The sequence below is a fragment of the Aquirufa rosea genome (genome assembly GCF_004118285.1).
Taxonomy (GTDB): domain Bacteria; phylum Bacteroidota; class Bacteroidia; order Cytophagales; family Spirosomataceae; genus Aquirufa; species Aquirufa rosea.
This window is the reverse complement of sequence record NZ_SDHY01000004.1, coordinates 230,207-244,516: the sequence shown is the minus strand read 5'-3', so window position 1 is coordinate 244,516 and position 14,310 is coordinate 230,207. Positions and strand designations below refer to the sequence as shown.

Annotated in this window: 16 protein-coding genes; 8 read left to right on the top strand and 8 right to left on the bottom strand. The window is 39.0% G+C overall.

Annotated features, from left to right (window positions below):
- Position 1: 1 nt before the first annotated feature.
- Positions 2 to 1,408, bottom strand: coding sequence for a c-type cytochrome domain-containing protein (locus ESB04_RS08265; protein ID WP_129027259.1), 1,407 nt, complete (start codon positions 1,406 to 1,408; stop codon positions 2 to 4).
- A gap of 9 nt (positions 1,409 to 1,417) precedes the next feature.
- Positions 1,418 to 2,137, bottom strand: coding sequence for a hypothetical protein (locus ESB04_RS08260; protein ID WP_129027258.1), 720 nt, complete (start codon positions 2,135 to 2,137; stop codon positions 1,418 to 1,420).
- Positions 2,138 to 2,265: 128 nt separating this feature from the next.
- Between ESB04_RS08260 and ESB04_RS08255 the strand changes: the two genes are divergently transcribed.
- The gene (locus ESB04_RS08255; RefSeq protein ID WP_129027257.1) at positions 2,266 to 2,832 is read left to right on the top strand and encodes a pentapeptide repeat-containing protein; all 567 of its coding nucleotides are present in this window, start codon (positions 2,266 to 2,268) and stop codon (positions 2,830 to 2,832) included.
- Here ESB04_RS08255 and ESB04_RS08250 read toward each other — a convergent pair.
- The 4 genes from ESB04_RS08250 to ESB04_RS08235 all read right to left on the bottom strand — a co-directional run bounded on the left by ESB04_RS08250 (position 2,800) and on the right by ESB04_RS08235 (position 6,057).
- On the bottom strand, positions 2,800 to 3,276 hold the full coding sequence (locus ESB04_RS08250; RefSeq protein WP_129027256.1) for a DinB family protein: 477 nt from the start codon (positions 3,274 to 3,276) through the stop codon (positions 2,800 to 2,802). The two genes, ESB04_RS08255 and ESB04_RS08250, sit on opposite strands and share 33 nt — an antisense overlap.
- Entirely contained in the window at positions 3,264 to 3,767 is a 504-nt protein-coding gene (locus ESB04_RS08245) for a GNAT family N-acetyltransferase (RefSeq protein WP_129027255.1), read from the bottom strand. The genes ESB04_RS08250 and ESB04_RS08245 overlap by 13 nt, the downstream gene beginning before the upstream one ends.
- Before the next feature lie 85 nt (positions 3,768 to 3,852).
- Entirely contained in the window at positions 3,853 to 5,217 is a 1,365-nt protein-coding gene (hemN, locus tag ESB04_RS08240) for an oxygen-independent coproporphyrinogen III oxidase (RefSeq protein WP_129027254.1), read from the bottom strand.
- A gap of 198 nt (positions 5,218 to 5,415) precedes the next feature.
- A complete protein-coding gene (locus ESB04_RS08235; protein WP_129027253.1) occupies positions 5,416 to 6,057 on the bottom strand; it encodes a DsbA family oxidoreductase in 642 nt (213 codons plus the stop codon).
- A gap of 111 nt (positions 6,058 to 6,168) precedes the next feature.
- Here ESB04_RS08235 and ESB04_RS08230 point away from each other — a divergent pair, with 111 nt between their 5' ends.
- Entirely contained in the window at positions 6,169 to 6,519 is a 351-nt protein-coding gene (locus ESB04_RS08230) for a DUF2834 domain-containing protein (protein WP_129027252.1), read from the top strand.
- Entirely contained in the window at positions 6,516 to 7,202 is a 687-nt protein-coding gene (locus ESB04_RS08225; protein WP_129027251.1) for a carbohydrate-binding family 9-like protein, read from the top strand. The genes ESB04_RS08230 and ESB04_RS08225 overlap by 4 nt, the downstream gene beginning before the upstream one ends.
- Before the next feature lie 19 nt (positions 7,203 to 7,221).
- Here the strand turns inward: ESB04_RS08225 and ESB04_RS08220 are convergent, their stop codons facing one another.
- Both ESB04_RS08220 and ESB04_RS08215 read right to left on the bottom strand, forming a co-directional pair.
- Positions 7,222 to 8,100, bottom strand: coding sequence for a PIG-L deacetylase family protein (locus ESB04_RS08220; RefSeq protein ID WP_129027250.1), 879 nt, complete (start codon positions 8,098 to 8,100; stop codon positions 7,222 to 7,224).
- A 10-nt stretch (positions 8,101 to 8,110) separates the two neighbouring features.
- The gene (locus ESB04_RS08215; protein WP_129027249.1) at positions 8,111 to 10,261 is read right to left on the bottom strand and encodes a TIM-barrel domain-containing protein; all 2,151 of its coding nucleotides are present in this window, start codon (positions 10,259 to 10,261) and stop codon (positions 8,111 to 8,113) included.
- Positions 10,262 to 10,451: 190 nt separating this feature from the next.
- On the opposite strand from ESB04_RS08215, the gene ESB04_RS08210 reads away from it, so the two are divergent.
- The 5 genes from ESB04_RS08210 to ESB04_RS08190 all read left to right on the top strand — a co-directional run bounded on the left by ESB04_RS08210 (position 10,452) and on the right by ESB04_RS08190 (position 14,307).
- Complete coding sequence (locus ESB04_RS08210) at positions 10,452 to 10,826, top strand: DUF4260 family protein (protein ID WP_129027248.1); 375 nt, start codon at positions 10,452 to 10,454, stop codon at positions 10,824 to 10,826.
- Positions 10,827 to 10,942: 116 nt separating this feature from the next.
- Complete coding sequence (locus ESB04_RS08205; RefSeq protein ID WP_129027247.1) at positions 10,943 to 11,260, top strand: Dabb family protein; 318 nt, start codon at positions 10,943 to 10,945, stop codon at positions 11,258 to 11,260.
- Between the two features lie 57 nt (positions 11,261 to 11,317).
- Positions 11,318 to 12,028 carry an SGNH/GDSL hydrolase family protein gene (locus ESB04_RS08200; protein ID WP_129027246.1) on the top strand — a complete coding sequence of 237 codons (711 nt, stop codon included), beginning with the start codon at positions 11,318 to 11,320 and terminating at the stop codon, positions 12,026 to 12,028.
- 159 nt (positions 12,029 to 12,187) lie between these two features.
- Complete coding sequence (locus tag ESB04_RS08195; RefSeq protein WP_129027245.1) at positions 12,188 to 13,246, top strand: NAD-dependent epimerase/dehydratase family protein; 1,059 nt, start codon at positions 12,188 to 12,190, stop codon at positions 13,244 to 13,246.
- Positions 13,243 to 14,307, top strand: a complete 1,065-nt coding sequence (locus tag ESB04_RS08190; RefSeq protein WP_129027244.1) for an NAD-dependent epimerase/dehydratase family protein — start codon at positions 13,243 to 13,245, stop codon at positions 14,305 to 14,307. The genes ESB04_RS08195 and ESB04_RS08190 overlap by 4 nt, the downstream gene beginning before the upstream one ends.
- The last annotated feature ends 3 nt before the right edge of the window (positions 14,308 to 14,310 follow it).

Here is a 14,310-nt window from a genome sequence, read left to right as displayed (position 1 = left end):
GTTATTTAATTGCTTTCAAACGATTGGTATCCGGGGGAGTAAAATGGATTTCTCCTTGAACAACTTGTAAATCCGGACGAGCGCTTTGTAGACTTTGCAGTCCCTTTTGGCTTAGCTTACTTTGCCAAATATAAAGAACTTTTAATGCCTTCATGGATGCAAGGGTTTTTACTCCTGCATCAGAAACAGAAGTCCCATAAAGATTCAACCGTTTTAGATTCGGGAGTCGGCCAAGAATTTCTAAATCCTTATCCTGAATATTGCTTTGTTCTAGGTTCAACTGTTCCAATTGTGGGAAATTCAAAAGCTCCTCTACTGCCACATCCTTCCTTTTCCCTAATTTGATTTGGAATATATGATCTTGTATTTTCTTCGCCACCTGCCAAACTTGAGCATCCAACTGCTTCACATTCACAAAATTTACGCTCAGGCCTGCTGGATGACTGGCCACCGAACTGACGCTCAATCCTAAATTCTTGGCCTCTAAAATAAATTCAGGATTGACTGGCTCTAAAGATTTCATTGGCTTAACCATTGCCTCGTTGGCTGGAGAATTTACTTCGTCCATCGAGCTATTTTCTGAACTTGAAATATCCATGGCTGAACTTGGCAATGCCCCAGTGTATTCCCCAAATGGAGCGCCAATTTCGATCCATCGACGAATGATGGCAATTTGTCTGGAATTCAACTGTTTTTTGCCTTCGGGAGGCATGTGTAAATCATCGTCCTCAGGTAAAATTAAATACTTGTAAAGATGACTTTTCAAGGGATTACCCGCTAATAAAATTGCTCCTTCCTTACCCCCTTTTTTGATAAAAAGCTCAGAATCCAAACGTAATTTCCCCTTCTGTTTTTTACTGGAATGGCATTGAAAACAATGGTTTTTTAAAATCGGTAAAACCTCGTCTTGAAATGGAAATTTCTTCGTTGGATTCAAAACTTGTACTGTGGTATCTTTAGCTAAAGCAACCAAGCTAGAATCCAAGGTTCTTTGTATCTCCTTGGAAGAGATAACTGATTTTTTCTGTTGAAATAAATAATTGGCCCCATATGTCAGTTCTCCCCCCAAATGCCCGGTAATAGCCAATGCTAAAAAAACTAGGACGCTAATAATTGTTCGATAGGCATGAAAAAAGTAAAGCGCTATAGCAAGTAAGCATGTTCCTATTCCCCACCACTGATGTGGATTAACGGATGATGATTGATAATCACCCGATTGGGATAAAAGATACCCCGAAATACAAGCAGCGCCAGCAGTCAGGGCCCCCAGCATGGATAATAAAGAGATAGATGATTGAAAGTCCGTCTTACGAAAAGCCCGTAGCCAAATCATCACACAGGCAATGACCAATATCCCAATTGGAAAATGTACTAAAAAGGGATGTAAATGGCCCATCAAATCAATCATACAGGCAAATTATTTATGATCCAATAATTCTCTTCTGGACCATGCCTCATCCATAGGACCTCCTGTCGATTTTTGACCTTTATGTCGCCAAATTCCGTCTTGAATTTGAAGCTCAAATGGAAGTTTTTTGCCTATACTAGAGCTTGCTTTAGTGAAAAAGACGATTTCTTCCGTATACACATTTCCTTGGGTGGTATACCAGCCACCACCTGTGCCGAAAAACTGTTTGGTTAGGACATTATAGGCAATCCACTGAAAAGCATTTCCCGTGTGAATTTTCATGGTTCTTCGTGGATAGAATGGGTTGGGTCTCCTCGACAACACGTCATTGGAAAAATTCCCAACGATAATCCAATTTCCCTTCATTTTACCGGGTTCACCTTTGTCCATAGACGTGAAAGATACTTGATCAATCAGTACATTACCTTTCCTCCATTTAACAGACAATTTTTTAGATTGCCCAACTTGAAGCGAATCTTTTGAATTCCACTCTTGCAGAACTTCGATTTCCATTCCATTTATGCGATAAGTTCCTCCATACGTGGCCAACAATTTATGACTAGCCGTTTCAAACTGGGTAAGGCTAAGGATTTGATCCGTTACCAATATCCATGTAGTCACCTCCCCCTGAGTATTTGACCATGCACCCTCCAATGATTTCTGTGCTTGAGCGACAGTAGGCGCTAAGAAAAACATCCATGCCAAAAAGGCGAGCATTTGCTTTTTCATGTTAGAAAATAGGTTTTATTTCTTGACTAATTTACAATCTTTTTCTGAATCACCTAACCTTAGGAAAGTTCCTTGAATATACGATTAGCTGACAAAATTGATGTAAATTGAAACCATAATCTCCCTACATGGAAAATTACTTTCAACAAACCTTCGAGAAAAAAAACTTCCTCCAAGAACCACTTGAACAAGCTGAATACGAGGCCTGTGTATTTAAACATTGTGAGTTAGCCCAAGTAGATTTATCCAATTATGCCTTCGTTGATTGTGAATTCATTGACTGCAATCTGAGTTTAGCCAAAATGGGTAATACCAAATGGCAAAATGTACGCTTTATTAATTGTCGTTTACAAGGATTGCATTTTGAATATACCAACCCTTTTTTGTTTGAAGCACATTTTGAAAATTGCTTTTTAAATCTGTCTTCTTTTTATCAGCGTCAGATGAAAAAGGCGCGGTTTATGCATTGTTCATTACAGGAGGTGGATTTTACACAGTGCAATCTAACTGAAGCAATATTGGAGGAATGTGATTTATTGAACGCCCAGTTTGATCAAACTAATTTAGAAAAGGCTGACTTGAGAACCTCCTTTCACTTTACTATCAATCCGCTGAACAATCGAATTAAAAAAGCCAAATTTTCTAGGGAAAATATCACTGGATTAGTTTCGAGTTTTGAAATTATCATCGATTAAATCTTGGATGATTTTTAAGTGATGATGGGTATGTATCCTCAAAAAATACAAGGAATCTTTCAAGTCCAAAACTCCAAATATAAAATGTCGGAAATGGGTGTTAGGTGGCAATGCATTTGCCTCTTCCAAAGATTGATAAACCTTGGCAATTTTGGCGCGGATTTCATCCAAATTTATTTCACCTTGTGGCTGTACAAAACTGGGAGCTTTCACCCTACCTCTAGGTACTCTTTGCGTCAAAAATACCCAAGCCCTTCTGGCATTAAACATCCAATGGTAAGTACTAGGATCCGACTTTTTCAATGCACTGATGATGGTAATCATCACCATTAAACAATGTTCAATATGCCAGCCAACAGATCCCTCTGAAATCAGCGGGTTGGTTATATGTGCCAATGCCATGTTTTTTTCCAAAACTTGAACTTGTCTTTCTAATGATTCCATGGGTCTTTTTTATACAGATGAAGTACTTGTTGGTCTCTTTGAATACACTTCTCAAAACTTAGCCCTAATCGCAATAATAAGCTGATGGAACGAACATTATGCTCTAGGGTAGTGGCAAAGATAGGGGCTTTATGTTGGCTGAAATAATCCTCCAATACTAGACTGGCTGCTTCATAGGCATAGCCCTTACCCATGTGAGCAGGTAAAAACGCAAAACCAATATCTGGTTGTGGTAAATAATCACGCTGAACGATGGAAATTATACCAAGTGGAATTCGGGCTAACTGATCAAAAACCACTCGATAATGTATACTGGGATTATGCTTCAGTTTAATACTAAAATCAATGGCCTCCTCCAAATTTCGTACCCCTCGGTCGCCAATAAACTCTATGAATCCTGAAGTATTAAGTAGTTCCAATAGAAATGGCGCATCTTCAGGACATATGTCCTTGATGTACACTCGTTGGCCTTGCAAAATATGGGTAGCCATAAAAAAGGGATAGGGCCAATAGCCCCAAGTATTTCTTAAAGAAACGAAAAAATCCCGAATGGAAGATGAAGTGAAATGAAGAATATTACACGGCCTGACTAAACTTCAAGGTTGCGTGTTCATCAGATAATAATTTTAGGTCAAATGCTTTGCAAACATTCCGCACAAAATTGGCTCCCAGGTTGGTTAATTGTAACCCTTGGTAATCCCACTCTATTAATCCATCTGCCTCTAATTCAGCTAGATATGGGAAGGAATAAGTTTCCAAAAGCGAAATATCTTCGACTTTAAATTGGGTTTTACCATTGCAAGCAATGTCCAAAATGTATTGACGCATGGCTTGGTCTGTTTCTGTCAAAAAGTAGCCTTTAAATACCGCTAAATTCCCTTGCTTGATATCCTCGTAATAATCGTGAATGGTTTTTCTGTTTTGCGCAAAACCATAGAATACATCGCTAATACTGGATACCCCCAAGCCCAATACCATACCCGTTTGCTGCACAGTATATCCCATAAAATTCCGATGCAAAGCTCCTTGTTCTTTGATTTTATACATCAAATCATCGGGCATTGCAAAATGGTCCATACCTATATCTTGATAACCTTCTGCCAAAAACATATTTCGGCCTAATTGGTATAAGGCTAACTTTTCTTCCGCAGTTGGCAAGTCATTTTCATCGAATAAACGCTGTCCCCGACTTGTCCAAGGTACGTGGGCGTAGCTGTAAAAAGCAATTCGATCTGGGGCTAATGAAATGGCATCTTGAATGGTTTTCTCCATTCGATGAATACTTTGCAAGGGTAGGCCATAAACTAAATCAATATTTACGGATTCATATCCAATTTCCCTAGCCCATTGCACTACTTGCTCGACGTTTTTCTGGGGTTGAATACGGTTAATGACTTGCTGGACTTCAGGATTACTATCTTGCATTCCAAAACTCACCCGATTAAACCCTAAATCGAATAAGGTTTTTAAATGAGTATAGGTCGTATTATTCGGATGTCCTTCAAAGCTAAATTCATGATCATCAGCTATCCGAGAGTATGAAAGAATGGATTGAATCAATCGCCGTAAATTTTCGGCAGAAAAAAATGTGGGTGTGCCTCCTCCCAAATGAAACTCTCGAATCAATGGGGTCGTACCCATTTGTTGTCGGTACAATTCCCACTCTTGCAAAACCACCTCAATGTATTCATCTTCTACCTTGTGATTGGTAGTGATTCTCTTATTGCACCCGCAAAAGGTACACATACTCTCACAAAAAGGCAGGTGGATGTAAAGGCTGATACCTTGAGAATCATTGCATTCCTTAAAGCGCATATTAAATGCGGCCTTCCAACGGTCCTCATCTATTTCATGATCCCAATAAGGTACGGTTGGGTAGCTTGTATAGCGAGGAATAGGAACATTATATTTATTCAGTAAAGCGTTATCGACAGCAATCATAATTCCGTTTTATGCTTATTAATCATTCTAATTCATAGAATGATTTTTTGACTTAAAGTTTGGCTTTAACTTTAACTTTGACTTTGACTTAAGATTTGTCAACTTTTAAAAAGTTGACAAATCTAAGTTGACAAAACTAAGCATATTGACGGATTTGATTCCTGAGAAAACTACCAAATACTCGATAAAATACTGATATTAATCATGTTCTGCTGCTTGATGGAGCGTTTGAATAAACACTTCTAAAGGTTGAGCCCCAGGAATACCATAACGACGATTAAATACAAAAAATGGAACCCCTTTTAACCCTAAATTGACACCCTCCTGGGTGTCCTGTCTTACTCGATATGCAAATTCATCATTATGTAATGCCGCTAAAATTGCTTCCTTTTCTAAGCCAACCGACTCCCCAATTTGCACCAAACTGGATTCATTAGCCAAGTCTATCCCATTGATAAAATAGGCTTCGAATAGCTTTTCCTCTATTTCATTATCCTTTTTCTGCTCCTTAGCTAATTGAATTAATTGGTGCGCCTTTAGCGAATTGGCTACTTTCATTTGGTCAAAATTATAATGTAAGCCCACATGCTCCGCCATAGTAGCTACCTGCTCATGAATTTCCATCGCTTTCTCTATACTGATTCCCTTACGATCTGCTAAATATTCATAGACATTGACAGGCTTATCAAAATGATGGGGTATAGATGGATCTAGTTGATAACTTTTCCATTCAATTTCAATTGGGGTCTTAGACTCAAATTGGGCTAATGCTTTTTCCAAATGACGTTTCCCGATGTAGCAAAAGGGACACATGATATCACTCCAAATTTCTATTTTCATATTGTGTATATTAGAACTTGAGAACCTTATTTACCCGATAAAAAGTTCCGATTCAAATAATTAACTAACTTAAGCCAGTCAAATTAGACCCATTAATTCCCAATCAAACCTATGAAAACCTCTTCTATGAATATTGCCTATTTTTATCTGCTACTGTCTGTAGTGGGAGGTTCGCTGACCTTTTATTTTGTATGGTTAGGAATGCAAGAACAGCAAGGGCATTTTGATGTCAATCAATTTATTCAGAGTACATGGACTAGCTATTACGCTAAAAGTATCACATTTGATTTTTGGACAGGTACCACCGCGGGTTCCATTTTTATGGTAGTAGAAGGGTATCGATTACAAATGAAAAAATGGTGGATTTTCATTGTCTTAACCTTTCTTATCGGCTATGCCTTTGCTTTCCCTTTGTTCTTATTTTTCAGACATAAAATAATTAACCATCCTCTGGCCCAATGAAATACTATTTGTTTCTATTGCTCCTCCTTTCTGCTTCCTTGTCTGCTCAAGACACCCTGTTGGTTCATTACGTAGCAGATTTCCCCATCGATGGACAAGCAACACATACGGCTTGGCAAAAAAGTCCATGGTATGCCTTACCTGCTCGCAATGAACTGGCGAAAGGTTTGGACAGTCGATTCAAAATCTTGTATTCCGACAGAGGAATGTATGTGTATTTGGAAGGAAAAGATCAGAAAGTGACAACTACCTTTCAGAATGATTTTGAAGATTTATATCAAGCAGATGTCTTCGAAGTATTTTTTCATACAAATCCAGCGGCCCCCGTCTATTTCGAGTATGAAATCAATCCTTTAGGAAAAGAATTAGTCCTGATGGTTCCCAATTTTCAGAATAAATTTTTCGGTTGGTTACCTTGGCATTATGAAGGAGACAGAAAAGTACAAAAGAAGGTATCGCTGAACCATAATGTAGGAACTCCTGGTTCTTGGTCTGCTGAAATATTCATTCCTTTCACACTTTTAACACCACTTGAAAATGTGCCCGCTAAACCCGGAATGACTTGGAAAGGTAATTTTTGTCGACTGGATTATGATACCGGAAAAATGGCAAAATGGTCTTGGTCACCCTTGCCTGGAACCTTTCACGACTATAAAAAATATGGGGTCTTTTTATTTAAGTAATTCTCAGACCCCCTATTTATTATTTCCCTAACATAGGAAACAGTCGACGAATATCTTGCTCTGTTGGTTGAGATCCATATTCACATATTTCAAATGCCTCCGCATATTTAATCTGATCTGCTCTAGATTTACCATACCATTTTTCTAAGGTTTTTCTTACCTCAGGATTTGGTTGCTGAACTCGTTTAGCTAATAAATACTCCTTGTGCTTGGAAGGATCTTTCGGAACTTCACTTTCATAATTTCCAATCCAAGGTAACCACTCATAGAATTGAGATTGATGAGCATCTAAGCCTGCCAATTTTTTATCAATTACTGGGGTAATGTCTACCGCTATATCTGGCTGAAATGGATTGGGCTTTTTAAAATTGTCTTGGAAATACAAGAATACAGGATTCTTTCTTAAAGGTTCAACATCTGGAGCCACATTAGGTACACCTACCATAAAAGCTGCATCCTGAACCAAAACTCCCGTATAACGATGATCCGGGTGATAATCATTGGATCGTGGGGCAATCACCACATCTGCCTTCCATTCCCTAATTTTTCGAATAATTTGCAATCGAATTTCTAAAGTGGGTAATAGCTCTCCATCGTGATTGTCTAACACATCATAAGCAACTCCCAATCTCCGAGCCACCTCCTGCGTTTCGGCAATTCTTCTTTTGGCCAACATACCTCCTCCCTCTGATTGATGCCCAGCATCTCCATTGGTGACAGAAACAAATTTTACTTTATGGCCCATGGCTACAAACAAGGCTGCTGTTCCACCACTTTTGATGTCACAATCATCTGGATGAGCACCAATCATAATGATTTGTAAAGGACGGTCTTGTGCCTTCAAATTAAAAACAAGAGTAAATGCCATCATGGCAATCCATAAAAATCTTTTTTTCATAGTGTATCGTTTATTTAGTCATAAAACTCCACTGTATCTCTGGCATATAGCCAAAGTTGGCTTTGGGAGAAACTTGCTTAGGCCGGCCTTCTAATTGTCCATTTTCCCCACGTCGAACTCCCAATTCTGTCCACGTATAAGCCCCTTTCTCAAAATCAAATGTGCGGCCATCATCATCATACATTTTCCAAGTTGAGGCTTTCTGACCATAATGTCGAACTTCCAAAGGATAATGCTGTCCGTCTTTAGGGGCTTGTCGGTGTACAGGCACCATAGGAATAATTGCCCCATCTTTGACGAATAAGGGAATCTTGTCGAGGCTTGGAGTGATTTGAATTTTTTGATTTTCCCCGACTAATTTCCCTGTATAAAAATCATACCATTTGCCCTCAGGTAAATAGACCTCCCGACTTTTCTCCCCGGCAAACATAGGTGCCACTAAAATAAAGTCACCCATCATGTACTGATCTTTGATGTCATTTTTAATACTCATTCCATAGGGGTTCTCGGTGGCATCTACTTTCCCTTTTTCTCCCTTGGGCTTAAAGGCAAAGCCATCCACTAAATTCATGGATCTAAAAGGAGGTTTCCCTTCAAAACGATACTGCGCAAAAGTGGTGTAGAGATATGGAAGCAATTGCATCCTTAAATTGGCCACGTCATTTACTGCCTGAGCCACTTCAGGGAAGGTCCAAGGTTTGGTTCCATCTGCCCAGGCATTCAGCATAGCCATGGGTGAAAAACAAACCGACTGCATGCGGCGAACCCACTCCTCAGCCGATTTAGATGCACGAACTTCAGGTGTCCATAGCACCCCAATGAAACTAGAATTAACTAAAGCCGTGATAAAATCTTTGTGACTGTAATAATCATTATATATCACATAAGGTAAATGACTAGCTCCTGCATTAGAGGCTCGAATTAATCCATAGGTTCTTTTATTTTTTTCTTTAAACCATGAAGCGGTCATTTCCTGAACCATCAATCCATAGATCTGGCGCATTTGTTCAGCACTTGTTCCGGAGGGAAACGTGGCCACATCGGGCCAAATCCAAAAATCATAACCATCTACTTCATCAATTTTATATCCTCCTACACCTATATCCAAATGGTGCTTTACAAAATGATCCCTCATCAATTTTCTGGCTTGAGGCAAGGTAAAATCCGGAACGATTCCATTCCAAACTAGGTGAGAACCTGTATATTTTTTGATGGGCGCAAATAAAGAGGATTTAGGTGAAACATATGGATTCAGCCAAAGATTGGCAGAAATTCCCATGCGAGATAAGGTATCTAAAAATGCTTTAGGCCTTGGAAAACGAGTTGGGTCCCACTCAAAGGTGCAAGGATAAGAGGCACTGTGCCAACCCGGCTCTACACCGATAAAATCCAGTGGGAATTGGTGGTCTTCGAAACTCTTAGCTTCCTTTATGATATCATCTTGGCTGAACAAAGTGGGAACTCGCTGCGTAAATCCTAGACCCCATTTGGGAGGTAAATATCCCCCACCATTGAATAAATTATACCGCTGTACCGCTTGCATGGGACTGGGCCCGGCAAAAACATAAATACTCGCACCATCAGCAGGAATTAAGACTTCTAGGGCATCAGATGGAGGTTGAGAATCCCAGTTTTTATCCGTATTTCGGTCCTGAATGGGAGGTCTATTTTTTGAATCGGATCGGACATTGGAACCCACATAAACGGTCATGTAGGCGGAGGCATCAATCAGCACACCATATCCTCGAGAAGAAACATAAAATGGAACAGGGGCATGCGTGCGGCCATTGTCTTTTCCGCCGTAGTGGTCCACATGCAAATTCATAATTCTACCTCGTTGATTGACCGTCTGAAAATTCAGTCCCAATCCAAAGATTTGCTCATCGGAAGCCAAAGGAAAACTCAGGTATATTTTCTTATCTATAATCTTGAATTTAATCTCATCTTTAGGTAGAGGGAAACCCGTCTGAGGTAAAGATTTTAAGCCCTCTGGGAGGGATTTAGCTCCTGCGGCTTGAAGCAAACTAATGTGTCGGAGATTCCCAATTTGTGTCTTCCAAACTCCTGCTTGGACTTCCTTCCAAACTTGGGATTTTTGTGCATGAACCGAGCTAAGAAAAAGTAGAAATAAGGCAGTTAAAAATTTCTTTTTGAGGGGCATGTATCGAAGGCTTAGAAACTCAAATATGTCTATTTATTCATGGAAGTACAAATATCTGTAAGTCAGGGAATAGAAAATTTCCAATTGCTCAAACAAGGACGAAATGCTGCCATTGCTGGAATTAAACCTTTTATCCTATTTTTAGGAATTATGTCCTTGCATTCCACTTATTTCGACCAAAATTCCTGTGATGAGAAATATATTAAAATTAGAATCCCTCGGATTATTTTGCCTGAGCCTTTGGGCATATTTCCAATTTTTTCCGAATCAATGGGGGACATTTGCTTGGCTTATTCTAGCTCCTGATTTATCCTTTTTAGCCATCATCATATCCAAAAAGCTAGCTCTTCAGGCATATAATTTATGCCATCATCAAGGCTTAATTGCTTTAGCAATATTATGGGGTTTTTATTCAGATCAATCCCTATTGCTTCAAATTGGCATCATTTTTATGTGCCACAGTACCTTTGATCGAATCATTGGATATGGGTTAAAGCTTGAAAGTTTTGAGCACACCCATTTAGGCTGGATAGGTAAAAGTAAATTTAGAAATGAAGAAATTTAGGTCTATGCTTGGAAGAAAATAATTTCTGGAGGTTTTAAATTTTCAATTTATTACCAAGCTTTTCCTCTTTTTGATGTAGTTTAGCCTGAATTAATTATAAAACGTTACCTACACACATGGAAAAAAAATATCTATTACATCACGTTTTCTTCTGGTTAAATAATCCATCTTCAGTAGAAGATAGAAATAAATTAATTGAGGGATTAAGCACGCTCAAAGGCATTGAAGTCATTAAAAAACTACACATTGGAGTAATTGCCTCTACGGAAAAAAGAGAGGTGGTAGATACATCTTGGGATGTGTCCGAGCTCATGTTCTTTGAAAATGAAGTAGATCAAAAAGTTTATCAAGACCATCCAATTCACCAAGATTTTGTCAAAAACTATGCTCATTTATGGAGAAAAGTAGTGGTTTTTGACGCGCAAGACGTGTAAAAACAAATCAGAAATCTATTTTGAGCCCTTCATTGGGCTCTTTTTCTAAACCTTATCATGAAAACCATACAATCATTCGGATGGCTCTTAAGCTTTCTCATTATTAGCTTAAGCGTCAAAAGCCAAGCAAATTCATCCAATTATTTGGAAGGAATCAAAGCAGAATTGCAGAAGGAATGGCCTAAAAACCGACAAATAAACCTGGTATTTCATGGCCACTCCGTGCCGGCAGGATATTTTAAAACTCCGACCGTGAATACGCTAGGTGCTTATCCTTACCTTTTACTTAAAAATTTGAAAGAGCAATATCCACTGGCTGTCATCAATGTCATCAACACGGCCATTGGTGGTGAAAATGCAGAGAAAGGTGCCAACCGTTTCGAAAAAGAGGTATTGGTACATCGGCCAGATGTCCTATTTATTGATTATGTATTAAACGACCGAGGGATCGGTTTAGAAAGAGCGAAAATAGCTTGGGAAAAAATGATCAAATCAGCCATAGCCCAGGGGATTAAAGTGATTCTTTTAAGTGCAAGTCCAGATCAGCGAATTGACATATTAGATACCAACTCCGTATTAAACCAACATGGCGATCAGGTAAAAAAATTAGCTCAAGAACATCAAATTGGTTTTGTGGATAGTTACGCAATTTTTCGGCAGCAAGTGAAAGAAGGAACCGCCATTCAAAACTTAATGTCGCAAGTCAACCACCCAAACGAAATAGGACATGGTCTCATTGCATCTGAACTAATGCATTATTTTAAATAATTAGCCAATCGTCTAAATAATAAAAAACAATTCAGCGTTTTTACTGAAAGATTCTCATTTATAGCTGAGTACTAAAAAGTTAAAAATCCCTTGTCTATTTCTATAATTGAAAATAAAACGATAATTTTGCCCCCGATTCAATCAAATTAAGCAAGCTACATGTCAAAAAAATTAATGGTTACCGGTTCCCTAGGATTGATTGGTTCAGAAGTGAGCGAATTTTTCTTAGAAAAGGGCTGGGAAGTGCACGGAATAGACAATAATCAGAGGGCCGTTTTTTTTGGTTCACAAGGAGATAACTCAACGAATCAGGATCGCTTAGCCAAATTTGGAGAGTCCTACCAACATCATACCATAGACATTCGTGACCGTCAAGCGGTACTGAATTTAATTCCCAGCATAGGTCCTGACGCTATTGTCCATACTGCTGCTCAGCCAAGTCATGACCGAGCTGCATCCATCCCTTTTGAAGATTTTGATACCAATGCAGTCGGTACTTTTAATTTATTAGAATCACTTCGCAGGTTCAGTACTGCTGTTCCTTTTGTTCATTTATCAACCAATAAAGTGTATGGCGATGCTCCCAATTTCATCAAAATGAAAGAATTGGAAACACGCTATGACTACGATGATACCACTTACGAACATGGTATCGCTGAAAACTTTAGCATCGACCAATCAAAGCATTCCTTATTTGGAGCATCCAAAGTGTCTGCCGATATCTCCGTTCAAGAATATGGCCGCTATTTCAATATGCCCACTGCATGTTTGCGAGGCGGATGTTTAACAGGTCCCAATCACGCAGGCGTTGAATTACATGGATTTTTGAGTTATCTCATCAAATGTAATTTAGAGCAAAAAGAGTACACGGTATTTGGCTACAAGGGCAAGCAGGTGCGAGATAATATCCATTCATATGATGTTGCACGCTTCATCGAGGAATTTATCAAAGCACCTAGAGTGGCAGAAGTTTACAATATCGGTGGAGGAAAAGCCAATTCGGTATCCATTCTAGAAGCATTTGATTTGATTTCTAAGATTAGTGGTATTCCAATGAAGTACAAATACGATGAAACTAACCGTATCGGGGATCACATTTGCTACTATTCGGACTTACGCAAAATGAAGTCGCACTATCCAAATTGGGATATCACCAAATCATTAGAAGACGTTTTCCAAGATATTTATCATCGTTACATGGAGGCCAAAGCAAAATGAAAATTCTCATCACAGGTGGTTGTGGTTTTGTAGGCTCCAATTTGGCCGCCCTTTTCAAACAACATCTGGTTGATTGTGAGGTATATTGTTTGGATAATTTATCTAGAAGAGGTTCCGAATTAAATCTAAATAAAATACTTCCATTAGGTATTCATTTTATCCATGGCGATGTTCGAATAAAAACCGACTTTGATCGGGTTCCTAAAGTAGATTTCGTCATAGATGCGGCTGCAGAACCCTCCGTGTTAGCCGGTAGCCAAGCGGGAGAATTGGAATACTTGATAGACACCAATTTAAACGGTACGATCAATACCTTGTATTTTGCTAAAAAACATCAAGCGGCTTTCATATTTTTATCTACTAGCCGAGTTTATCCCTACAACACGCTAGCTAACATCAATTACCATGCAGAAGGAAAGCGTTTTGTTTTATCGAATCAGCAAGCTTTTGTAGGTTTAAGTGAGCGAGGAATTGCTGAAAATTATCCATTGGCAGGTTTACGTTCCTTATACGGCGCCACCAAATTATCATCTGAATACATCATCCAGGAATTTGCCCATAATTTTGGCATTCCTACTGTTATCAACCGCTGCGGGGTGTTGAGCGGTCCCTACCAAATGGGTAAAATTGACCAAGGGGTCATTGTTCTTTGGATGGCAAAACACTTTTGGAATAAGTCTTTGTCCTACATTGGTTTTGGAGGAAAAGGCCAACAAATACGAGATGTGTTGCATGTAAAAGACTTATTCCGATTGGTCCTTTGGCAAATTCAACATATTGATTTACACCATGGTCAGCTTTTCAATGTAGGTGGTGGCCTTGAAAATAGTGTTTCATTAGCTGAATTAACAGACTTATGTGTGGAGATTACAGGAAATACCATTCCTATCTCTTCAAATACGGAAAATAGACCCGGCGATTTGCCGATTTACATTACCGATAACAGCCAAATTACGGCCTTTAGTCAATGGATGCCCGAAATCAGCGTACCACATTTATTAAGAGAGGTTCATGACTGGTTTATTCAAGATCAAGCATTCTTACAACCAATTTTAGCATAAGGG

Bases quoted from the DNA above. Each gene is read 5' to 3' on its own strand.
- ESB04_RS08255 (WP_129027257.1), top strand. From the start codon at position 2,266: ATGGAAAATTACTTTCAACAAACCTTCGAGAAAAAAAACTTCCTCCAA.
- ESB04_RS08250 (WP_129027256.1), bottom strand. From the start codon at position 3,276: ATGGAATCATTAGAAAGACAAGTTCAAGTTTTGGAAAAAAACATGGCA.
- ESB04_RS08230 (WP_129027252.1), top strand. From the start codon at position 6,169: ATGAAAACCTCTTCTATGAATATTGCCTATTTTTATCTGCTACTGTCT.
- ESB04_RS08210 (WP_129027248.1), top strand. From the start codon at position 10,452: ATGAGAAATATATTAAAATTAGAATCCCTCGGATTATTTTGCCTGAGC.
- ESB04_RS08220 (WP_129027250.1), bottom strand. From the start codon at position 8,100: ATGAAAAAAAGATTTTTATGGATTGCCATGATGGCATTTACTCTTGTT.
- ESB04_RS08265 (WP_129027259.1), bottom strand. From the start codon at position 1,408: ATGATTGATTTGATGGGCCATTTACATCCCTTTTTAGTACATTTTCCA.
- ESB04_RS08200 (WP_129027246.1), top strand. From the start codon at position 11,318: ATGAAAACCATACAATCATTCGGATGGCTCTTAAGCTTTCTCATTATT.
- hemN (WP_129027254.1), bottom strand. From the start codon at position 5,217: ATGATTGCTGTCGATAACGCTTTACTGAATAAATATAATGTTCCTATT.
- ESB04_RS08195 (WP_129027245.1), top strand. From the start codon at position 12,188: ATGTCAAAAAAATTAATGGTTACCGGTTCCCTAGGATTGATTGGTTCA.
- ESB04_RS08260 (WP_129027258.1), bottom strand. From the start codon at position 2,137: ATGAAAAAGCAAATGCTCGCCTTTTTGGCATGGATGTTTTTCTTAGCG.
- ESB04_RS08245 (WP_129027255.1), bottom strand. From the start codon at position 3,767: ATGGCTACCCATATTTTGCAAGGCCAACGAGTGTACATCAAGGACATA.
- ESB04_RS08215 (WP_129027249.1), bottom strand. From the start codon at position 10,261: ATGCCCCTCAAAAAGAAATTTTTAACTGCCTTATTTCTACTTTTTCTT.
- ESB04_RS08235 (WP_129027253.1), bottom strand. From the start codon at position 6,057: ATGAAAATAGAAATTTGGAGTGATATCATGTGTCCCTTTTGCTACATC.
- ESB04_RS08205 (WP_129027247.1), top strand. From the start codon at position 10,943: ATGGAAAAAAAATATCTATTACATCACGTTTTCTTCTGGTTAAATAAT.
- ESB04_RS08190 (WP_129027244.1), top strand. From the start codon at position 13,243: ATGAAAATTCTCATCACAGGTGGTTGTGGTTTTGTAGGCTCCAATTTG.
- ESB04_RS08225 (WP_129027251.1), top strand. From the start codon at position 6,516: ATGAAATACTATTTGTTTCTATTGCTCCTCCTTTCTGCTTCCTTGTCT.